The 21,282-nt window shown below is 49.3% G+C and carries 24 protein-coding genes and 1 pseudogene; 15 read left to right on the top strand and 10 right to left on the bottom strand.

Annotated features, from left to right (window positions below):
• Positions 1–202: 202 nt before the first annotated feature.
• Positions 203–862 carry a hypothetical protein gene (locus tag B4920_RS28895; protein WP_139379542.1) on the top strand — a complete coding sequence of 220 codons (660 nt, stop codon included), beginning with the start codon at positions 203–205 and terminating at the stop codon, positions 860–862.
• A gap of 57 nt (positions 863–919) precedes the next feature.
• Complete coding sequence (locus tag B4920_RS16955; RefSeq protein WP_017514382.1) at positions 920–1,372, top strand: hypothetical protein; 453 nt, start codon at positions 920–922, stop codon at positions 1,370–1,372.
• Positions 1,373–1,386: 14 nt separating this feature from the next.
• On the opposite strand, the gene B4920_RS16950 is transcribed toward B4920_RS16955, so the two are convergent.
• The gene (locus B4920_RS16950) at positions 1,387–2,421 is read right to left on the bottom strand and encodes a hypothetical protein (protein ID WP_128646644.1); all 1,035 of its coding nucleotides are present in this window, start codon (positions 2,419–2,421) and stop codon (positions 1,387–1,389) included.
• Between the two features lie 92 nt (positions 2,422–2,513).
• Here B4920_RS16950 and B4920_RS28890 point away from each other — a divergent pair, with 92 nt between their 5' ends.
• The 6 genes from B4920_RS28890 to B4920_RS16935 all read left to right on the top strand — a co-directional run bounded on the left by B4920_RS28890 (position 2,514) and on the right by B4920_RS16935 (position 6,299).
• Positions 2,514–2,804 (top strand): hypothetical protein, encoded by a 291-nt coding sequence (locus tag B4920_RS28890; RefSeq protein WP_128646646.1) that lies wholly within the window; start codon positions 2,514–2,516, stop codon positions 2,802–2,804.
• 34 nt (positions 2,805–2,838) lie between these two features.
• Positions 2,839–3,201 (top strand): hypothetical protein, encoded by a 363-nt coding sequence (locus B4920_RS16945; protein ID WP_017514384.1) that lies wholly within the window; start codon positions 2,839–2,841, stop codon positions 3,199–3,201.
• A gap of 22 nt (positions 3,202–3,223) precedes the next feature.
• Positions 3,224–3,619, top strand: a complete 396-nt coding sequence (locus tag B4920_RS16940) for a hypothetical protein (RefSeq protein ID WP_079435806.1) — start codon at positions 3,224–3,226, stop codon at positions 3,617–3,619.
• Positions 3,620–3,636: 17 nt separating this feature from the next.
• The gene (locus B4920_RS29525) at positions 3,637–3,804 is read left to right on the top strand and encodes a hypothetical protein (protein ID WP_017514386.1); all 168 of its coding nucleotides are present in this window, start codon (positions 3,637–3,639) and stop codon (positions 3,802–3,804) included.
• A gap of 392 nt (positions 3,805–4,196) precedes the next feature.
• Positions 4,197–4,370 (top strand): hypothetical protein, encoded by a 174-nt coding sequence (locus B4920_RS29520; RefSeq protein ID WP_156149791.1) that lies wholly within the window; start codon positions 4,197–4,199, stop codon positions 4,368–4,370.
• A 66-nt stretch (positions 4,371–4,436) separates the two neighbouring features.
• A complete protein-coding gene (locus B4920_RS16935; RefSeq protein ID WP_139379541.1) occupies positions 4,437–6,299 on the top strand; it encodes a primase-helicase family protein in 1,863 nt (620 codons plus the stop codon).
• 37 nt (positions 6,300–6,336) lie between these two features.
• On the opposite strand, the gene B4920_RS16930 is transcribed toward B4920_RS16935, so the two are convergent.
• Positions 6,337–6,618 (bottom strand): integration host factor subunit beta, encoded by a 282-nt coding sequence (locus B4920_RS16930; protein ID WP_017515951.1) that lies wholly within the window; start codon positions 6,616–6,618, stop codon positions 6,337–6,339.
• Positions 6,619–6,815: 197 nt separating this feature from the next.
• Between B4920_RS16930 and B4920_RS28885 the strand changes: the two genes are divergently transcribed.
• Both B4920_RS28885 and B4920_RS16920 read left to right on the top strand, forming a co-directional pair.
• Entirely contained in the window at positions 6,816–7,604 is a 789-nt protein-coding gene (locus B4920_RS28885) for a hypothetical protein (protein ID WP_139379540.1), read from the top strand.
• A gap of 48 nt (positions 7,605–7,652) precedes the next feature.
• Entirely contained in the window at positions 7,653–8,078 is a 426-nt protein-coding gene (locus tag B4920_RS16920) for a hypothetical protein (protein WP_024569572.1), read from the top strand.
• Between the two features lie 9 nt (positions 8,079–8,087).
• Here B4920_RS16920 and B4920_RS16915 read toward each other — a convergent pair whose 3' ends face one another.
• Both B4920_RS16915 and B4920_RS28880 read right to left on the bottom strand, forming a co-directional pair.
• The gene (locus B4920_RS16915) at positions 8,088–8,654 is read right to left on the bottom strand and encodes a hypothetical protein (protein WP_024569573.1); all 567 of its coding nucleotides are present in this window, start codon (positions 8,652–8,654) and stop codon (positions 8,088–8,090) included.
• 200 nt (positions 8,655–8,854) lie between these two features.
• Positions 8,855–9,526, bottom strand: coding sequence for a hypothetical protein (locus tag B4920_RS28880; protein WP_039016799.1), 672 nt, complete (start codon positions 9,524–9,526; stop codon positions 8,855–8,857).
• A gap of 380 nt (positions 9,527–9,906) precedes the next feature.
• Between B4920_RS28880 and B4920_RS16910 the strand changes: the two genes are divergently transcribed.
• The 3 genes from B4920_RS16910 to B4920_RS16900 are packed head-to-tail and all read left to right on the top strand — an operon-like array spanning position 9,907 to position 13,617.
• On the top strand, positions 9,907–10,170 hold the full coding sequence (locus B4920_RS16910; RefSeq protein ID WP_024569574.1) for a hypothetical protein: 264 nt from the start codon (positions 9,907–9,909) through the stop codon (positions 10,168–10,170).
• 5 nt (positions 10,171–10,175) lie between these two features.
• Positions 10,176–13,358, top strand: a complete 3,183-nt coding sequence (locus B4920_RS16905; protein WP_024569575.1) for an AAA family ATPase — start codon at positions 10,176–10,178, stop codon at positions 13,356–13,358.
• 16 nt (positions 13,359–13,374) lie between these two features.
• Positions 13,375–13,617 (top strand): hypothetical protein, encoded by a 243-nt coding sequence (locus tag B4920_RS16900; RefSeq protein WP_017514955.1) that lies wholly within the window; start codon positions 13,375–13,377, stop codon positions 13,615–13,617.
• Positions 13,618–13,715: 98 nt separating this feature from the next.
• On the opposite strand, the gene B4920_RS16895 is transcribed toward B4920_RS16900, so the two are convergent.
• Genes B4920_RS16895 through phnC form a run of 5 tightly spaced genes read right to left on the bottom strand, consistent with a single transcriptional unit; the run spans position 13,716 to position 18,123 of the window.
• Positions 13,716–14,600, bottom strand: coding sequence for a LysR family transcriptional regulator (locus tag B4920_RS16895; protein ID WP_004629222.1), 885 nt, complete (start codon positions 14,598–14,600; stop codon positions 13,716–13,718).
• Positions 14,597–15,607, bottom strand: a complete 1,011-nt coding sequence (locus B4920_RS16890) for a phosphonate dehydrogenase (RefSeq protein ID WP_024569576.1) — start codon at positions 15,605–15,607, stop codon at positions 14,597–14,599. The genes B4920_RS16895 and B4920_RS16890 overlap by 4 nt, the downstream gene beginning before the upstream one ends.
• Before the next feature lie 24 nt (positions 15,608–15,631).
• A complete protein-coding gene (gene phnE / locus B4920_RS16885) occupies positions 15,632–16,429 on the bottom strand; it encodes a phosphonate ABC transporter, permease protein PhnE (protein WP_024569577.1) in 798 nt (265 codons plus the stop codon).
• Between the two features lie 12 nt (positions 16,430–16,441).
• Complete coding sequence (gene phnD / locus B4920_RS16880; protein WP_004629229.1) at positions 16,442–17,302, bottom strand: phosphate/phosphite/phosphonate ABC transporter substrate-binding protein; 861 nt, start codon at positions 17,300–17,302, stop codon at positions 16,442–16,444.
• Between the two features lie 2 nt (positions 17,303–17,304).
• A complete protein-coding gene (gene phnC / locus B4920_RS16875; RefSeq protein ID WP_020200553.1) occupies positions 17,305–18,123 on the bottom strand; it encodes a phosphonate ABC transporter ATP-binding protein in 819 nt (272 codons plus the stop codon).
• A 706-nt stretch (positions 18,124–18,829) separates the two neighbouring features.
• On the opposite strand from phnC, the gene B4920_RS16870 reads away from it, so the two are divergent.
• Together B4920_RS16870 and B4920_RS16865 are read left to right on the top strand one after the other, a co-directional pair.
• Positions 18,830–19,039, top strand: a complete 210-nt coding sequence (locus tag B4920_RS16870; RefSeq protein WP_024569578.1) for a hypothetical protein — start codon at positions 18,830–18,832, stop codon at positions 19,037–19,039.
• Positions 19,040–19,048: 9 nt separating this feature from the next.
• A pseudogene (locus tag B4920_RS16865) lies at positions 19,049–20,797 on the top strand (type IV secretion system DNA-binding domain-containing protein); the annotation flags it as partial.
• Between the two features lie 63 nt (positions 20,798–20,860).
• Here the strand turns inward: B4920_RS16865 and B4920_RS30510 are convergent.
• On the bottom strand, positions 20,861–21,282 hold a 422-nt coding region (locus B4920_RS30510; protein WP_305847118.1), incomplete at its 5' end, for an IS4 family transposase.

The raw sequence follows: 21,282 nt of genomic DNA, 5'->3' as shown, positions 1-21,282 counted from the left end.
TAAGCCACTACCCCTTGTCATAGACAGTCTTGACAAGGCTATCTTCATCAAAACAAAGGGCAAAGAACACAAGAACAACATGACGTAACTACATATGTGAAAGATGAAAGCAGTCTTCTTACAAAGACTTTGAGCAATGTCTAGCGAGCATTGACGCAGCCACACTTGATGCTATGATCCATACAGATCAACGAAACACCTGATGAGCTTCGTTGAATCAAATGCTTCAACAACTTTGAAAGGTAAAGAGATGACTTTCCCAAAACAGGCTGAACTAGCGGAACTAGGAAAAAGAGTTTCCGATGGCTTGAGCAAAGAAGAATTAGAAAAGCTTGTTTCACTAACCGCAGAAAAATCCGAATGGGAAGCCAATCAGATCAAGAAGGTTAAAGATATTGTCACATTGATCCAAACGGAAAAGGTTTCATTGGTCTCATTGATTGAAAATCAAGCTTACACAAAAAATGACCTAAAATTAGCAGCAACCCGTTTTGGTATCATAAAACCTGACCAAACCGGTGATGTCGACACAACCCAAAGTGACGACAGCGGGAAAACCAGAAAGCAGAAAACAGGCTCTGTCGTTTTCACCTTTGAATCGGTTAGTGGTTTGCGTTCTGCCCTGATTCGCCAAGATAGCAATCTCCCCCAGACTCCCAATGAGAGCCACCTAGCTTTCTTTATGAAACCGGGCAGTACCAAAGAGAAGCTGATGAAGCTCCAAGAAAAAAATGCCCAAAATGCAGAGTTTTTGGATTCAGATAAAGGCAAAAAACTTATCAATGATTGGGTGAATTGGTTCGACACAAAAGTGAAGAAATACGTGGAAAATCATCCAGAAAAAGTTCCCGCCAAAGCTTGATCTAAATTGATTTCACCCCAGCCCACTTCGGTGGGCTTTTTTACGCGAGTAACCCATATGCACGGACGACCGAGCAAACTGGATCAATCAGGCATTTATGCCAGCCCGAACACTGCCCTTGGACAAGAGATCGCCCGTGCTTTGGTTGAGCAAGGCGAATTCTATTTTTCCAACAGCCAACAAATTCTGGATGCCTTTGGGCAAGCCTTTGAACGAGCAGACACGCAGCAAGCCATAGACAACATCCTGAGCTTCACCAAACAACTCAAGGAACTGGGTTGCCACATGCGGGAGTTTGGCTATCGGGTGATTGACGACAGCCAAGGTAAATACGCCCTGACCTACACGGTTGAGAGCTACCAATACGAGAACGATCCGCTATGGGTCAATGAAGTTTTCACCTTGGACATGCCGTTGATCATGCTCATCAACGTGTTCGCCAGTCACTGGAATGCTTGCTATGAGAAGGTGCCTATGCAGGACATCATCACTGTAGCGAAGGGCAATTAGCAGACAGGCAACAATCAGTTGCTCTCAGGTCCATGTACGGATTTCCAACGTGCTTCAAATGGACTGAAAGCCACTTTTCTTTTTCTCAAGGCATCATCTATCTCTGATGCTCGTCGTTTCAACATGTTCAGCACATACGCCTGAATGCCTTCATTGAAGACATCAGCGATGGTGCCGTAGCACAGCCCCACCAGCAGCCATTCAAGACGCAGCACCAGACTTGAACCGCTTGCCATACAGATATGCCATAGGGCCAGTGCAGCCAGAATCTGGTCGTCTATAGACTGAACTTCCAGCACCGTATCCGGTTCATCCTGTTCATTGAGATCACGATAATGCTCATTGATACGCGTCAGCCAGACTGGATGCAAGGACATCTGAACTTTGCCTAAATCAGGAATTTCGCCCACCTTCAAACGATAAGCTGGGGCGATCAGTGCATCCATGACTGCCTGAACCTGCGTCTCAATCCCTTCGTCAAGGCCGCTGCCAAGGGGAACGGTTATTGCCAGGTAGTCCCGGCAGGTATTCAAGTCTCCATCAAGAATTTTCCAGACCGGCTCACCGTTCAAGCCCAGGTCATACACGGCTTGCGAGCCTGGCAGTAACTTGTCGAACACGCCCAGGGTGATCTCCCTTGGACTGCTTTCACCCTTTTCATAGTGTCTGGCAGCCATCTGACTCGCTGAGTCTTTTTCTAGATCGCAGAGCGAATCCCCTTGCTCATCTAGCCAAGCCTGGAGCGAACGGGCAAGCGGCACCTGATCCAAAACATTCCCCAGCACCGCTTTTTGCCACTCGACCCACTGGAAATGCTCAAGTTGGCTACCAATGGCACGTTCAACCACATGGAAAAACCAAGTCTGGACTCGCAGGCGCTCCAGATCGGAATTTTTAGAAAACCGAGCAGATGAGCGGCTTTGACTGGTAGGTGAAGCACGACGGGCCTTCTTGAAAGTCTGTGGCTTGTCGTCGCTTCTATTTTCCTTACTCAGGGTTGAAGGCTGCAACTGAACAAGCGTAGCACCTAACACACTATGGTCACTCATGTCAAATTCCGAACTGGTTTTTGCACAAAGAGATCATTTTATCCCTTTGGTTTGTAATAGACATACTTTAACAACAAACGAAAGGAAACAAAATGAAAACAATAATAGATGCAATCAAAAACAAGCAAATGCTTGTTGTTGTTTACAAAGGATTACCACGAATCATTGAACCACACATTGTCGGCACCGCAGCAAATGGCAACGAGTATGTTCGTGGATTTCAAACAGGAGGAACAAGCTGCACTGATGGTTATGGCTGGAAGATCATGAACACTGAAAAGATTCAGATGGTTTCATTGCTTCCCAACCAGTTCTTCCCCGATGCACGAAAAGACTTTACCAGGAATGATCCACTTATTACCACTGTGTATGCAACCGTATAAACCAAAAAACAAATTACCAAAAAAAGGAGAAACGATGAAAAACAAGAATCAACTCGGCAAGGCACTCAACAAAGGTATGAGCAATTTAAGCAACAACCAAATCAAGGGCTCAATCCTTACCAGCTTTATGGTCTATCAGGAGTGCATTTTACATGAGCGTGAAACCCCAGAAAGCCCTTGGTTTCACTTCCTTGACCTAGTGGCGCTTATGTGGGGCTACTACGGTGATCTTGACTTGCACATTGACAAGATGGAAGAGCGATTGACAGCCGTTGTAGAGAGCTTCAAGTCTCGCTCAGATATTGAAACCTTTGTGCAGTCTGTGGGGGACTACAAAGAACAATACGACGAGCATGTACGTCAAATTCGTGAAAACTACAATTGCATTAACAACTAAACAAGTGGGAAAGGAAACAACAATGGAAAACGCCAAATTATTTTACAGCACCAAACCACGTGAATTCGTTGCCGACGCTTATGCATCACAGATCAAGTCAGATGTATGGGAAAAGCTATCTAAAGGGTTTGAATGCAAAACCATAGCCGAGTTCTACAAGGAATGTTCTCCCGAAGAACTAGAAGAAGTCACGCAATGGAATCATACCGTCTTTGGTAAGGCGCTTTGTGATGAAGTTGATCAAGCGATTGACATTGCTCTAAGTATCGAAGAGACCGAAATAAGCAATGTAAATTGGTTCGCAATAATCGAATCATCCTGGTCTGGGCAGTTGATGGCAGTTTTATTTTTAGACGACCCAGACCACAAGAAAACTAAGCATCGCCGTGAGATGCTTAAAAACAGAATCTATTACTAATTAAGAAAGGAAACACAATGACCCAATCCAAGAAGCTTCACATTCTAACCACAACCATCTTACGTACTGCGAAAGCCATCCAGAATGAAACCGATGAAGTGGCATTGAAATTTCTGCACAGTGTTCAAGATGTCGCACTCGCAGATTTCTTAAATACTGTACAGCACATGAACGAACAGAAATAACTACCCCAGGCACTTGGGGAAATACTGGGGAAATTACCCCAGGCGATTTGGAAACTTGGGCAAAACAGGAGAAATATGCGATGAAAAATTTACACCTGAAGACCAAAACTGTGATTTTTACCCCAGGCTCCCCAGGGCTTCCCCAGGCGCTTGGGGAGGGCAAAAGCCAGTATTCATGGGGCTTTGCAAGGTTTTCCCCAGATACCCCATCCTTTTTCAAGTTAACAAGAAAAAGTGGATATATATAGCTTTTATACCCTGCTGTATCGACTTTGAAAAAGCCTGGGGTGTCTGGGGAATCCGGGAAAATCCGACGATTTCATTGACAACATTCTCAATCTTGACAATCAGAAATAAATTGTTATGTACAGATAAACCACAGGAGACATCAAATGATCAAAGAATCCAAAAAACACAACTTCTTCAATGTCGTCATTGACGACAAGCTAATGAAGGATATTCGTGAGCTACGACAAGCTGGCGTTAACTGGCAAGCACTGACTCGCAACTTTCTTCAAGGCAAAGCAGAAGAATTTAGAAACAACGAAACATTCACCATGAAGTAAAAAGAAAAAAATGCGACTCGCCAAAGTCGCATCCATAAAAAAAACAAACAACAAGAAAGGTTCCTTATGACTCTAATCAAAAGAAAGGTAAATGTCAATTACCAAAGCATTCTAAACAATGACGAAACTTACAATGCTTGTTCATCTATCAAAGACAAGCAACTTATGCTTCAATACTGCAACGAATTTTCTAATTACTTCTTCATTGAAGATATGGGTGGAAAGTCTGTGATCATCTCGCCCATCCTTCAAAGGCGTTCAATTACCAACAACGACCGTAGTGAAACCTTTGTCAATGACTTTACTTACTCCTATTTTTCACAAAATGAGTTCCGCAAGTCAAAGATCAAGTCACACTTCAAGATCGACAAGCAGTATCAAAAAACCACTTACTCAGAGAAGGTCTGGTTTGCGGACTACTGGCTTGAAACCCGTAGTGACATCTGTACCAGCTACAAGCGCACGGTATTTGACCCTAACCCAAAGTTTGACGATCCGAACGTGTTCAATTTCTGGACGGGGTTTGTGGAGCCCATCAAGGGGGATGTAACCCCTTTTCTGAACCACATTGACAATCTGATTGAAGGCACAGCAGAGCAGAAAGCCCATATCATCAAGTTGATCGGTTTCACTGTGAAGTATCCCCATATCCGAACCGATACAACGATCATCCTTCAGGGTAAGCAGGGTTCAGGCAAGACCACTCTTTCCGAGACCCTACGTGCGATGTGCCCCAGCCATACGGCAGTTGTGGATAATCTGGACGAGCTTTTGACTGGCTTCAACCACGAGTATCACCACACCAAGTATTTTCTGCACGAAGAATCCATTTTCTCCGGCGACAAGAAGACCAACGAGCTGATCAAGCCTTTGATCACCGGTATCACACGCAAGAGCCGAATCAAGAACGTCACATCCGTGGAAATCCAGAATTATTCATTCCACATTTTCACCAGCAATAACGACAACCCAGTCCGTATCGAAGACAGTGACCGTCGCCACAATGCCTTCACCTGCAGCAACAAGTTGATCGGCTACAAGTCATACTTCAAAACCTACTATGACTGGCTCAACAACGGCGGCGCCAACGCTTTGGTGCATTTCTTCCAGAACGAAGTGGATTACACCCATTTCGAGCCCACGATTTCCATTGAAACGGACGCCAAGAACTTGATCAAGGCGCAGAACCTTGACCCTGTGGAAAGCTTCATCTTCAACATTCTGGCCGGGGCGATTGATCCGATCCCCGAAGACAAACGCTATCAAGCCGAGAAGATGGAAGACCAGGAGCTCAACATTCCCCGCCGCGAACTCTTTGAACACTTCCAGTCCTTCCACAATACGGCAGGCCGAAATATCAAGGGCTTCAACCAGCAGAGTTTCAACGCCAAGGTGCAGCAGATTTTTCAGTTCCCAGACAGCTATGCCGAATGGAAGAACAAGGCGATTGGACGCTACTTCAAGTTTCCGAAGCTTGCCGAAGCCCGTAAGCGCTTTGCCCAGCATATCAAGGTCAGTGATTTCTTCAGTCTGACCCGACCAGGCGCGAACGAAACAGACCAGACCACTCCCCCAGAGTCCGATTTGCTTACCTTGGTAACACAACCATCCATGCCATTACCAGAAAAGGACAAAAAGGTATTGGAAGCGCTCAATATCAAACCGATTTCATTCACCATGCCCGTGAAGGTGGAAGAGCCTGTCGTTCAGCCCCCAGCCGATCAAGCAGAGCCCAACACTCCGAGCATCAGCAAGGCATACAACGAGTGCGATCCCTTCGCCGACGAGTTCTACGACGATCCATTAGTCTGGAAGGTTCCAAGCCAGGAATCCGAACACTGCTGGACAGACGATATTTTGGACAAAGACTGTGCCGCACCACCATTGAAGAAGAAGTTGGCCTTCTGGAAAGAAAGCACAACCCACTAAGCTCAAGAGACTCTTCGGAGTCTCTTTTGCATGGTGTTCATCGGCGATCTACCAATTCCCGTAGTTCCTTACCTGCCTTGAAGTGCGGAACGAACTTCCCTGCTACGGCAACCTTTTCGCCCGTTTTGGGGTTTCTCGCCGTGCGAGCAGGCCGATAGTTCAAGGAAAACGAGCCGAAGCCACGGATTTCAACGCGATTTCCCGCCTTCAGACTATCGGCAATCGCAGTGAGAATTTCACTAACACAGCTATCGGCATCTTTCAGGACAAGTTGTGGAAAGCGCTCAGCCAAACGAGCAATGAGTTCGGATCTGGTCATGGAGAAATTTTACTGAACAACAAGATTTCAACAAAGCATCTTCCAACGTTTGATTTACTGAAAACAAAGACGATGACAACTTCCTTAAATTCAAAGAAATAAAATCAATTTAAGCATAAAAATTGACTTGATTTACTATTGATTTTTTCTTTGTTTTTTTGTAAATCAAATAGACAAACAAAAAAGAAAGAAAAGACATGAAGAAAAAAGTTGTGATTGTGGCATCCGATGCAGGCAACATTGGCAAGACGCTCGTAGCATCCGTGATTCTTGAAACATTGAGAATGACCGAGAAGGTCGATGGTTATGTCTGTGACCGTAACTTTCAAGGCTTGTATGAACGATATGGGCAGAAGAACAGTAACGGTGCATTGAAGCCATTGCATTTGCAAGACCCATCCCAAGGAGTTGCCTTTCTGGACATTGCTAACCCTGATGAAAAATCTAAAGTAGCTAGTAGTCTTGGGACTGACTCCAACTACCTTGTTTTCGATTTGCCAGCCAATGCCACGCACCAACTGGCAACTTGCATGGGTAGCCCACAGGATTTCATCGACTTTTTGGACTTCGCCGACGCCGAAGTGATCTTCGTTTGCCCTATCAAGGATCAGAAAAGCATTACTTCCTACAAGAGCTTGAGAGAAACCTTCCCCAACGGGGCAAAGTTCATCCTTGCTATCAACGTGGGGTTCATAAAAGCCACCGAGAACAATGCCCAATCTCTCATTGATGGCTTACTTAAACAGTTCGGACATGAACCCCATTTCATCCTTGAGCAGACTTTGAGCCCAAGAATCTTTGACTTGCTCAAAAACAATACCCTACGAGAGGTTTTCACCCCTAGATCGGAACGCAAACAGACAGACGGCTCTTACTTCCCTGGCGATGGTGACTATCTGGCGCAAGACAGGGGCGACCAGTTCATCATGAACAGGTTCATTCCCAGTGTCAGCCAAGCTGTGGAAGGACTTTTCTTGAACGGGTGAATTTGGCATCCTAGAAAGCCACCCCCAGAAAACCAAAAGGTAATCTTAATGATCAGTTTGCGGCAGCAGTTGGTAGAAACCGTTCTGGCTTGGGAACGAGCCTACGGGAATGCACCATCGATTACTTCTGCCTTGTCAGAATATGATGCCGCTCATTTAGTTGGGTGCCCCACGGAAGAATACTCTTCTGTGATGCAGGGAATGACTGCTGTCCAGAAGGGACATGACTTCATATTTCAGGGTAAGAAGTATCAGGTTAAGGGGAATCGACCCAGTGGCAAGCCAGGAAGCTTCGTGACCTTGGTTCCCAAAGCCAAAAACTACGACTGGGATTTTTTGATCTGGATACTCTACAACACAGAATACGAAATCCAAGAAGCATGGCTTTGGGAAGTCACCGACTACAAGGCAGCCTTTGATACAGTCAAACGGCTGTCACCTGCACACTATCGACAGGGTAAGCGGATAGCATAATCGACTGGTTCATAATCGGATACCGGCAATTTCACCTTCTTCATCCTGCGCCCCTTCATAGCCAGTTTCGTAGAACCCCCCCTTCAACCACACATAGAGTGGTGCCCAAAAGGACTTTTCATAGATGAGATTCAGTGCATCACGAACAGTCACGGGGAGTTCATGACCGACATAACGAAACAACACATGGTTCCAGTGCAACTCATTTCGATAGTCTTCTACTTCTTCTTCGGTCGCCGGCTCACCTTCATCTTCGCAAGCTTTCCGAAAGGAAGCCAACAAATCCTTTTCGCAAAATGCTAGTGCCTGCTGATCTTCGATGAAGATGTTCGCGGGGTCAAAACTCCCCGCATCCTTCATGTCGAAGGCGACGATGAGACCTGATAGGTAAGCCTTTTCTGTTTGTGCAGTTATTTCTGCTGACTCAGCCACTTTGTGCCAGTTAGGTAGCCCAATGCCTTTGGCAACCTGTTCCAGTGCTTCGTGGTGCGGAATTCCCGCTGATTTTTTCAAATCACGAGCCTTTTGCTTGAGTTGGCTCAGTGTCTTGGAAGTGACGATATAGCTGTTTGCCATTTGAGATCTCCAACATGGAACACGGTGCCCACTGCCGACCCCATGAAATGGAATCTCAAAATATGCGGAGTGCTGATCGTCCTATTCGGGTTTGCCAAGGTGGGCAGCAGGCTTCGATCCAGCCAGTAGAAATTCTACCCCAGCAAGCAAATTTCATAAATACTTCTGCGACTGCATCGATGAAGTGGCGACTGGATTTTTCAACCACCTTGGCAACCTACTCCCTTGGGGTCAAGTGGCACCCCTGCCAAGTTCATTAACCGACGCACCTTGCTCAAGTCCAGCCAGAGATCGCCGATACTGGCACTGATTTTCTTGAAGCCAGCATACACCGTGCGATCAAACGAGTTCAGACCGTGGGTATCAGCCAAGCAATAGAGCCAACGCCACACATTTTCCCAGTGAGTATCCCAGTCTTCTGCGACTTTGGGACGACGAGCACCAGGCATCACCAGCTCAGTCCAGTTCGGTTCATCCCCTAACCAGGAAGGATCGAGCCAATCGTGATCATCGCTTCCTGATGCGCCCTCCGTCACCGATTGGGTGGGGGGGACTGCTGGATTTTTTACTGTTGCCTTCGCTGACTGAGTGACCGTCACAGGATTTCTGTTTTTCTTTCGCTCGTCCCTGACCAGTTTCATGTAGCGGCTGACCATCGCTGGATTGACCGTGCTGAATCCGACTTGGTTGAGTAGCAAGGCAAGTTCTTGATGACACACCTTGCCGACCTTCTTCCATGCCGGAAATAGACGAGCGTTCCAGTCATCGTAGTTTTCCCTGAACACATCAATCAAACGTGTCTTGTTGGTTGTCGCAACAGCTTCCTGTTCTGCTTGCACGACAGCATTGTTCAAAATAGCTTGAATCTCCATGACCTTATCCTTTGCTCTTGTCTAGTCATGAAGTAATAAATTTTTGTCACAAAATCAAGTGATATTGTCTGTTTGTTGTCAGAGCATTGTCTTTTCTTTGTTTTTTGCTTGTTAGCCTTTGTTCCAAGCTTGTCTTGTCAATGATTGTTCGTTGTCGTGCATTGTCTTCGCTTGTCTACCTTTGTCTTTTTCTTTGTCGCTCTCTCTGTTTTTTACCGTTTTGCAGTTCATAAGCACCTATCACATTAAAATGTATCTTGATGCGTTAAGTGCCTTCGAGACAGTCAAAACGACCTTATAGAACATTTTCGTTCCACTTGTCAGATTAAACCTTGACTTTGCAACTTCGTTTGTTACCTTGAATCAAAAATGGAGAACAAATGAAAGAACACTCACGTATGGATGGCATCAAGGTTTTTGAAGATGATGCGAAGCTTCTTGACCTTGTGATGAAAGATCACCAGACAAAAAACAAAAGCGAAGCTTGGCGAATCGCCCTTCGTGAATACGAAAAGAACAGGGATCAGTCAGACGCCTTCGATGACTTGAAGGATGAGTTGATTGCGGTAAAAAACGAAATTGCCAAGCTCAGTTCAGGGATTGAAGACTTGTACTTTATCGTTCAGAGCATGAACATGGAGTAGCCGTCATGATGTTGCGTAACTATGCTTCCATGACCAATCTGGAGTATCACGAGAAGCAACTGAACTACAACAGCACGTCGTTATTGGCTTCGATTGCCGAGCAGTTTCCCGACGAGCAATCTCATGACTTGAATGATCCCCGATTTGCCGAGTTTCTGGCCGGCAATCCCTACAACCCAAAGCTATTGGGCGATCTGGCGCAAAGCTTGGGACTGGACGGTAAATTTCTCAGCCCTGAGCTATGGAAGGACTTGTCCAACGGCTGGTGTCCCGTGTCCGAATCATCGGCGTTGTTCAGCCAGGCACAGGACACCCCAAGGGGAAAAATGGTGCAGTTCAGGAAGACGGCCACCCCGATCAATCCTGACGGGAGCTATCGTTACCCAGCCAAGGGCGAGCAAAAGAACCGACTGGGAACGGAGTTCATCTTTTGCTTTGGCGAACGACTTTCAACGGCGATGGCGTTACTGGCCACCGAAGACCCCAGCATTGAAAAACGCTTCAGCCAGCTTTGCAACGATGTTTTCAGGCAGGCTGTTGTCCCTGAAATGCTCAATCTGGCCCGTATCCGCAAAGGTCAGGATGGCACCGACTACCAGTGTGCTGCCGAAATCTTGGGTATCCCCTTCTTTCATATTGACTCACGCTCAGAGAGTCCCTTTCTGCACTTCCACTTTGATCTGCTGAATGTTGCCCGTGGTTACGACGGCAAGCTCTACAGCCTATGCACGGATGAGATCGGAGCGAATGCTTCAGCACTGGACGCCATTTTCATGCGCCACATGAAGGAAGGTCTGGAACGAGAATTCGGCTTTGTCTTCGATCCCGTCAAGCACGATGAAGACGTAGCCAACGAGTTTCTTCAGGAGCAGGAACGAAAAACGGTTTCCTTTGACTTGCCCGAATCCTTGATCCCTGCCCAGGTCTGTGACTGGCGATCCACTCGCGAACAAGAGATACAGAAGGTGTTGAAAGCTTCGGGGAAATCTGGCTACCAGGCTGAAGAGCTCGCCCGTCTGACGTCCCGTGACGAGAAAACCAACAAGTCACCGGTTCAACTGAAAGCCGTCTGGCATCAGGAATTTCAGCGCATGGGCTGGACACCGACCCAGTTCAAGCAGGAATTATCCCGTGTCAAAGCAACCCACAAACCCCAGCCGCCGCTGACGGCCGAAGTCATGGAAGAGACCTTTCTTCGCCATCACAAAGATGTGGCGATGACAGAGAGCCAATATCTGGCCCACATCCAGAAACAACTGTTGCCCAGCATGAGCGGCGAGCAAGCCGAACGAGAAGCCACCCGAATTTTTGAACAGGATTGCGTGCTGTCCATGAGCAAGGCGCAGATGGACTACTTCAAGCCCTTATTGGACGGCACGATCACCGATCCCAACCACCGTCAGTCCATGCAACTGCGATTCATGCGCGAAGCCCGTTTTCTGCACCGATCCACGATTGCCAAGGACACCTATATCTCATCCAGCCTGAAGGCACGTGAGCAGGAACAGGGGTTCAGGTTTGACCGTGATCAGGTGGCCCGTTTCATTCTGGACTATGAGCGTCAGCAGTCCGGCCCCGACCGAAAATTCAAATTTGCACTCGGCCAGCGTGAAGCCGTGCAGATGATCCTGACCGAACCAGGGGCTGTTTGTAATGTGGCTGGCAGAGCCGGTGCCGGTAAATCCACCTTGTTGAAGGCGGCCCGTGAGTTCTATGTGGCCCATGGCTTCAAGGTCTTCGGGACTTCGACCAGTTCAACAGCAAGCAAGGGTCTGGCCGAATCCACAGGCATGGGGTCAAACGATTTCCACAACACCACCAAACTGATACGTCTGCTGGACGAAGGGAAGTTGAAGCTGGATCGTCAGTCCGTTCTCTTCTGGGACGAAGCAGGGATGGCCGACACCAACACCTTCTACCGTGTGATCCAGCATATTAATAATGCAGGGGCGAAGCTGGTTCTAGTTGGTGAACGTGAGCAGCTCCAAAGCGTGGGATTTGGCTCAAATTTTTCCCAGCTTAATAAGGATTTCGTCACGACCCCGGTTCGAGAAATCAACCGACAGGTGGATCAGTGGCAACGCGAGATGGTGGAAGACTTCGCCAGTGGCCGAGCCCATCAGGCAATTCGTACCCTTTACGAAAACGGCAAGGTCATCATCACCCCGTCTGACGAGCAACGTCTTGCCCAGATCGTCAATGACTACCTATCGGCGAGTAGCCCGGCCAAGGACAAAATCATCTTGGCCACCACCAACGACGACATTGAACGCATCAATCTGGCAGTGCGATCCCAGCTCAAGCAATCGGGACAATTGCCAGAGCAAGAAGTCGTGGTTCAGTGCAAGGATAAGCAGGAACGAGCATTTGCCATGGGTGATCGTGTGGTTTTCACCAAAAACCAGAAGTCCGACGATGCCGACACCCAGCAACTCAACAACAGCGATACGGGGGAAGTCAGTGAGATTTTCTTGAGCAAACTCACCGGCCAGCCGAAAGCGATCAAGCTCAAGATGGATGACGGCAGGGAAACCGTGCTGGATCTCGGAAAATCCCATGCCCTACGCCATGCCTACGCAGTCACAGTGCATAAAAGTCAGGGGCAGACCAAAAACCAGTCGTTCTACTTCGTATCCAGCAACACCAACAGCCTGCACCATGCCTATGTCGCCTGTTCTCGCCACCGTCACGAATTGAAGCTGTATCTCAGCGAAGACATGGTCAGCCGCATGGAAAGCAAGCTGGACGGCAAAGCCCCCACGGCATCCATGAAACAAGTTGCCCAGTGGATTGCCCGTGAAAAAAATCTGGACCTATCCAGTGAAACCTTGGAGTCCTTCACCGAGACCCGAAGCTTTCTGGACCAGCACTGGAAAGCGACGACCGGACATGCCCCCCATCCCTTGGATCGCCTGACCAGTATTGTGGAAGCGATGGCGAAGACCAATTTCAAGAAGACCAGCCATGACTACGAAATCTTGGATGGCAAAGCCCGAAACACCTACGAAGCCTTGAAGATGGCACGAGTTGAGCAAATTCGTCACGCCAAAACCCAGCCCCCTACGATTCCCGAAGCTGTGAAAGCCCAATTAGTGCAGCACAACCTTCAGGCCCAACAATCAGCCCGGTTGAAGCAACTTGCTATGCACCAGGCACAACAGCAGACACGATCCACGATGCACAGATAATAAAAAGGAGAACCGCATGATCATCAGCCCCACACTCAAAGCACTCGCCAAATCCGAAGAAGCACACGAACTCAGTAGCGACATCATCTGCCGAACTTGCGCCAACGCCATCTGGCGAGAAGGACGTATCCGTCGTGTCGGGCAACCGAGCAGTGACATTCTGCAATGTTATTGCCCCATCTTCTTCAGCGTGACCTGGGCGACACAGGAACCCCTTGAACTCACCCAGTGCGATGGATTCAAGGGGAATCTCGAATGAGTTTGGCCATCAAATCGCCTTGCACCTGACCACCAAATATTGTTGTTATGACCGGCATCGTTCAGGCAGGGAACGGCCAGAAGCAGACATTCGTTTTGCTATTTATATTCTATTGAGCCTAAATCCGGAGAATGGAGAATCAAATCTGCAAGGCTTGCCACCGGACCGCTTAACGAAGTTTCTGAGCGATGTACGAGATAAAGATCTTTGTAAACATCTTCTTCAATCGGAATTGCATGTAACCATCCGCTTGCCTGTTCATGCTTGACCGCGCTTTCCATCACAAGCGAGATTCCTAGCCCTGCGTGGACCGCGTGTTTGACCGCCTCGGTGCTACCTAACTGCATACCCACTGTGAACTCTGCCGAGTCGGCACCGGCATATTGTTGTAGTAGGCGCCCAGTTCCGGTAGCCGCTTCGCCTCCAAGCAAGTTCTGGGATTTTAACCACTTAAGTGGAATGGTCGACTCGGCAGCCCAAGGATGGCCGGGGCGAACAATGACAACCATCCTCTCGCGCCGCCATACTGTTGAGACGAACCCAGGACGTGAGTCCCACCACTCCATTACCGCTACATCCACTTCAAGCGTTTCCAGCAAAGCGGCAATCTCGATATTTTTGCCGATCCTCACATCGATCTTGTTTGCTAATTTATCTTGGAGCGCCTTGATATAGGGTTGTAAAAGATAAATGCCGATATTGGAGCTTGCACCAACGACCAGGCTTTTATTGTGGAGGGCTGCCGTAGCCTTATGGCTAGTACGGAGCAATTGTTCCGCATAGGGGAAAAAAATCTTTCCCTCCAATGTCAGGCTTTGCGGCATTGTTGCGCGGTCAATCAGCCGGGCCTGCAAAGACTGCTCCAGCCGCTTGATATGCTGCGTTACTGTTGGCTGGGACAATCCAGTTTGCTTCGCCGCTTCGCGAAAGCCCCCGCATTTGACGACGGCAATGAACGTCGCCACACGCTCCAGATCTATCACGCCGCCTTTACTCCCGGATACGGCTGATTAATCGCGCCCATCGGTTCTTCACCAGCGAGTGCCTGGATGATGTTCATCGCTGCCTGCCGCTCGATTTCAAGCCGAACTTCCTTGACCGCCGATCCCAAATGCGGCGTAAAAAACGTTTGTGCCGTATTGTCGAGCAGCGCCTTGGGGATAGCCTGCGGGCGATCAGCGCGTATCCATTCTTCCATCTCGAAGACATCGGCTGCATATCCAGCTAGTTTTCCAGACGCCAGTGCTGCTATCACCGCATTCTCATCCACGACCGAGCCGCGACATGCATTGATCAGGTAGCTACCGGTTTTCATCTTGGCCAACGCGGTGGCATCGATCAGATGCAGTGTCTCTGCGGCCATCGGAACCATCGGCACGACATAATCACATTTTTCGAGCAGTTCATCGAGCGTGACGCGCTGTACGTGCCAAGCCTTTTCTTGTTCGGCATTGAGCGGAATCGGATCGCAATACAAGAGATTCATTTCAAAGCCAGCCAAGCGCTGGGCGATTGCACGGCCGACCGCCCCCATACCAATGATGCCAAGCGTTTTTCCTGTCAAACCAGAGCCATATAGTGTCGGCCGCCAGCCTTGGAAGTGTCCGCTACGGATTTGCCTATCGCCTTCCAGCATATGCCTTGTCAAACCGAGAAGAAGGCCGATAGTCAGTTCAGCGGTCGGGATCGTAAGCAAATCCGGCACAATCGTAAGCCATACACCGTGGCGTGTGCAGGCGTTGACATCGAAGTTATCATAGCCTTTAAGCGCGGCGCCGATGACACGCAGCTTTGGACATTCCTCGAGAAACGCGCTGTCGATGCTGTCCGGCATGAAAGCCATGAGTGCATCCGCATCTTTGGCTCGCGCAATTACCTCAGAACGCGGCAAGGTTTCCCGTGTGGTGTTGGGGATAACATCGGCGCTAGCGGACAACAATTCGATGATTTCCGGGTGCACCCAGTGGGTGAGGACGACTTTGGGCTTCATAAAAACCTTTGTAAGCTTTGGGAGTTATTTGAACTTGCGACGCAGGAAGGAGCTGAAGGCGTCGACGAGGGTAACCATGCCTAAAATAACCAGCAAAATAGCCGAGACATCCTGGTATTGCATGATGCGCAGAGAGCCCATCAGCTCGAACCCGATTCCACCGGCGCCGACCATGCCCATCACGGTCGAAGCACGGAAGTTGTATTCCCATCGATAGATCGCGGTATCGGCCATTTGCGGAAGCACTTGGGGAAAGATCCCATGAAAAATCACCTGCAATGGCGTGCAGCCCGCTGCATGCGCGGCTTCTACCGGTGCCGGATCGGCATGTTCGATCGATTCCGAAAAAAATTTGGCGATCATGCCAACCGAATGTAAGCCTAGGGCTAAAACACCCGGCAATGCGCCGAAGCCAACGGCTGCCACGAACAGGATGCCCATGATCAGTTCGGGTATCGATCGCAAAGCGTTTAACATGCCGCGTGTGGCTTGATACACGAGTGGATGAGGGCTAGTATTCCGCGCGGCGAGCACTCCTAAGGGAATGGATAGCAATACCGCGATTGCCGTGCCGGCGATACTCATGGCCAAGGTATCCAGTACCGGTTTGACCCAGGTGCCAGCCTGCGAGAAGTTCGGTGGGAACATCTCGCCGGCAATTTTTACCAGGCTTGGCATGCCATCCTTCAATCGCTCGGCATCAAATAGGCCGACGTAATACCAGCAACCGATCACAATCGCCAGCACAACGGCAAACTGCAGTATCGTGCGGTTCCATACGCGCTGGCGCTCGGCCAGAATCAAACCAAAATCAGCTTGCATGCTGTCGCTCACTTAGAACTTCGACAGATCGAGCTTGAGCAGTGTGCCAAGGCTGCGCACCACGTCATAGTCTTTGTCGCTGATCGGGCCGAAACCATCGGCTTTGAAAGGTTTCAGGACTTCCGGATCTTTGAGATTCAAGAAGGCTGCACGGATCTTTTCCTTCAGTTCCGGCTTCAGATTGCTGCGCATGGTCCACGGGTATTGCGGATATGGCTTCGATTCGGCAAGAACTTTTACTTTGTTGGGATCGACCAGTCCGCGCTGAACCAGGGATTCAAAAATCGGCTTACTCAAGCCGCCAGCCTGCGCGTGACCGTTTTGCACGGCCATGGCCACCGCGTCATGCGCACCGGCAAAGTGTTCGCGATAGTTTTCGCCGGCTTTCAAACCGTTTTCCGCCAATATCGACTTCGGAATCAAATGGCTGGAGGTGGATGCCTTATCACCGTAAGCGACATTCTTGTTGACGATATCACTGATTTTGGCGATGCCGGCGCCAGTATTGGCGATCAATACGGACTGGTAGGTAGTGCTACCCTTTTGCTTCATCGCTGCGAATGGCTCGATGTCGCTCTTTTGCTTAGCCAGCACATACGACAAGGGGCCAAAATATGCCATGTCGATACGGCCGTGACGCATGGCTTCGATCATTGACGAGTAATCAGTGGTAACCACCAGCTCAATTTTCTTTCCCAGCTCTTTTTCCAGATAGATTTCGAGCGGCTTGTTGTTTTTAATTACGGTCGATGCGTTTTCGTCCGGCAGTAGCGCAACTTTGAGCGTTTCTGGATCGGGATTGGATGATGCATGGCCAATGCTGCAGACGGCGGCAAGCAAGACAGACATTAATGCGGATGCGAGTTTTTTCATAATCAATCCTTTACGGTAGCAAGTTGCATGGGAAATGAAGTATCGATAAGCCGTTCCTCTCGAGCGTCTTGTGGAACGCTCAAAGAAGAACGGGGTACTTGTTCATACAGCGTGTCGTAACTGGCTTGATCCAAAGTCTGCGGTGCGGCATCAAAAATGACTCGGCCATGGGACAGGCCAATAATACGGTCGGCATAACGTTGAGCGAGGTCTACCTGATGCAGGCTGACGACCGCCGAAATCCCGTCCTCTTTACAAATGCGGTGCAGCAGACTTAGCACTCGCTCTGCAGTAGCAGGATCGAGGCTGGCTACCGGTTCATCAGCCAACACCAGTTTAGGTTGCTGAGCCAGAGCCCGGGCAATACCGATGCGTTGCTGCTGGCCGCCGCTCAATGCGTCGACACGGCTTAAGGCTTTGTGCAATAAGCCGACTCGGTCCAGACTTTGCAGGCATATGGATTGATCCTTCGCCGGGAGGGGGAATAGACTGCGTAATGCCGTGTGGTAGCCCATTCGGCCCATCGAAACGTTTTGCAAAGCCGTCAGTCGGCCAATCAATTGATGCTGTTGAAACACCATGCCAGTCTGTCGGCGATGCATGCGCAATGCACGCGAGTTCGCCAAATTTCCTAAGCCGGCGACAATGGTGGTGCCGCGCTGCGACGCATGCAGCGAATTAATACAGCGAAGTAGCGTGGATTTTCCAGCGCCGGAAGATCCGAGCAATACGGTGAACTGTCCCTGATGGAGTTTGAGAGTGGTGGGATACAGTGCAATCGCATCACCATAACTGACTGAGACATTCTGTAGTTCGATCATGACACCTCCGGCAGATTTGAATTCGTAATCAAAAATGATGACCTGATTACGAATCTGAATTGCAGCGATGGTAATGTCGTGATATGACACCCTGATGACTCGTTGATGTCATTTTTGTGACATGGTCGCGGGTGCCTGTGAGGGAAATAAGTTGTGCTATCTATGCCAAATATAGACGTCTGCTATGGGTCGGTTAGAGTCGCTCAGGTTGAAGCGATTAGGTGGTCATCAGAGAGCGATTTCGCAGATTCAAGGGAATGAACGACTTGACCGAGGACTCACAATCTCGATCACCCCCTGGGGAAGTCCTGGGGAAAATTCAGCTTTAGCCGGGGATATTTCCCCATGGCCTGGGGTAATTTTTGACCAGCACGGGGAAGATCATGTGTCCCCAGCGGAAAAACTGAAGCATTTTCCCAACATTTACCCCAGCTTCCCCAGAGCTTCCCCAAGCGCCTGGGGAAGCTCAAAGCCCCTGTTTATGCTGGTTCCGAAGGATTTCCCCAGATACCCCATTCTTTTCTTAATCAAGAAAAAAATGGGTATATAGATGGATTCCATACACCGTTGTGTCGACTTTGAAAAAGCCTGGGGTATCTGGGGAAGTTGGGAAAGTTGAAGTAACAATTTTTCTTTAAACTTTTGATTGTTAGCTTGCTTTCTCTGATTATTTTTGTAGCTTGTACAAAAAGAAGAAGAGAAGATCATGGAGCACAAACAAGAAGATTTGACAGAAGAAGATTCAGTCTTCATCCCCACCGAGATCATGGGGGATTACAAGTACAGAAATCAATCGTACATCAACCCCCCAAATCCATGGTGGGCAGAACATAGTTACAAGCTGAAATTCATCATTCCAGTCTTGTTGTATATCTTGTTTTATGCAGCGTTTCTCTTTCTTGAATTCATGGCTTGAGAGTTCAGAATGACTATCAAAAGAGAGAACAAAGCAAAGTGGATGTTACCTGGCGATCAGCAGCCCTTGGACACCACCATCCAGACGGTTCATGTCGGTTCAGCCATGTTCATGGGGCTTTTCGTCACCGTGATTGTTACCAGCCTTGTGCTGTTGTTGTCATGGGCCAACTATCCCTTCTTTCCTGCACCACCCAGCGAGCGACCACCGATTTTTCATGTGCAGGCGTTCTGGCAAGTCCTTGCTGGACTCGTCTCCAAGCTCTTTCAGGGGGAAGTTTTTCACTACTACCATGCTTATCTACACCGTCTGAACCAGATCGGTTTGGGCGATTACCTTGTCTATCGTTGGCTGATGGCAATGGTTGTCGGTGTGGCTTGTGGTGGCTGGATCTTCTGGAAATCGCTCAACCCCGTGGGGGGTGTTCGCCATATCAGGGGCAAGGAACTGCTGGAAGGAAAAATCGCCTACCGTACCTTGAAACGCGAATTCGGCTTTCTTTGCCGCAACGGGAAAGGTTCAGGCTTGGTGATCGGCGCCGACCAGGAATTTAATCCCACCAACCCGAAGCATTACAGCCCCCAGCATCTGAAGCCAGGCCGATTCATTGAGAAGCCAGAAACCCTTCGTCGTTCGCACGCGCTCTATATTGGTGGAACGGGGCGCGGCAAGACCCAGCTCATCTACTTTCTGGAAGTAGCTCAGGTCTATCAACGTATTCGCAACGGCGAAGCCCTCAAATTATTGATCGCCGACACCCCAAAATCGGACTACTGCAAGTATTTCCACAGTAGCCACATCATCAAAATTGCGCCGCATGAAGAAGGTGGGGTTTGCTGGAACATCGCGGAAGACTTACGCAACCCGTTGGTGGCCAATGCTTTCTGGAAGGGAAAAATCCCCGTTGAAGAGAGCAACGAGATTTGGTCACTGGCTGCCGTAGCCGTCTGTACAGGGGCAACCAAGGTGTTACAGATTTTGGCACCGAAGGCATGGAACTATGGCATGTTGGCCCATCTGCTCACCAGGAACGGCGAAGCCTTGTCCCTGATCATTGGCGAGCACTATCCTGAAGCCCGACAGGTCTTGAATTCAGCCAAGGACACCTTGGCCAGTGTCATGTTCAATCTGGGCACCTACACGGCTGACATCATTCAGTTGGGACGAATTCACGACTGTTACGACAGCAAGACCCCGGTCTATCAAGCGACAGCCAGAGCCTTACGTTCTTCGGCTTATCTGAGCTTTGTCACCCAGGATATGGTCAATGATCAATTGAGCGATGAGAACGAAACCATCCGTTTGAAGAAGACCTGCTACTTCAAGGGGGTTTGCCTACATCTCAAGCGAAAACAGCCAAACTGGCAATGGAAGGACTTTGCCGAGTTCATCAAACAACCGATTGACGAGCAGAACCAGCGCATTTTTCCGTATCTGAGCGGCAATGAGAAAGCGGCGCTAATGAAACCGGCGTTCATGGATGGCTGGAAAAGCTTGTGTGCCACTATCGTTCAGTATGCTGACGAATGGGACAAGGCAGAAAGCATCAAAAAGCTGTCAATACGTGCTTGGATCATGAGCGAGAAGCCGAAGCGAAAAGTGCTCATTTTGAAGCCGTCCGAGAGTTTTCCCACGCTGACCGAAGGACTGATCAAGGGCATTCTCTACTTCGCTAACACCGTCATTCTGGGTGACTTGACCGACAGCCGTAGCCGCCGCTTCCACATACTGATCGATGAATTCCAGTCTTACGGCAACATTGAAGCCTTCACCGCACCTGCTTTATCGTTGTATCGCTCAAGGCATCCCCTTACACACAATTCACCCCTGATCCATTTTCCTTGCCTGGCGCATGCCTTCGACAAAGACGGCCAGCTGCTGGAGACCGAGCCAGATTGTCTTGGCGCCGGGCTCACCATCATGTCGGCGGGCCAGGAAGCCTCCACGCTGGGCGATCAGGCGCAAGACGGTGTTCAGCGCGGGCACGGCTGTCGGGATGGGCTTCTTGTTCAGGATAAAGGCGGCCCGCCACTCATCGGCTTCGAACGCCATGTCGGCGGGTAAATCGGGCAGGCTCCGACCCAGGCGCATCAGGCGGTTGATCCGCCAGGCGATCACCATGTAAAGCGCCAGCGCACTTTGCAGGCGACGCGTGTCGGCCAGTTGCAGGCGCTCGACCCGGCAGCCTTCCTTGAGCACCAGGAAGAACAGTTCGATCTCCCAGCGGGCGCGATACCAGTCGA

Origin of the sequence: Zoogloea sp. LCSB751 (genome assembly GCF_002028455.1) — a bacterium.
In the GTDB taxonomy this organism is placed as follows: Bacteria; Pseudomonadota; Gammaproteobacteria; order Burkholderiales; family Rhodocyclaceae; genus Zoogloea.
The sequence above is the reverse complement of the archived record's forward strand: the minus strand, read 5'-3'. Positions and strand labels throughout refer to the sequence as shown.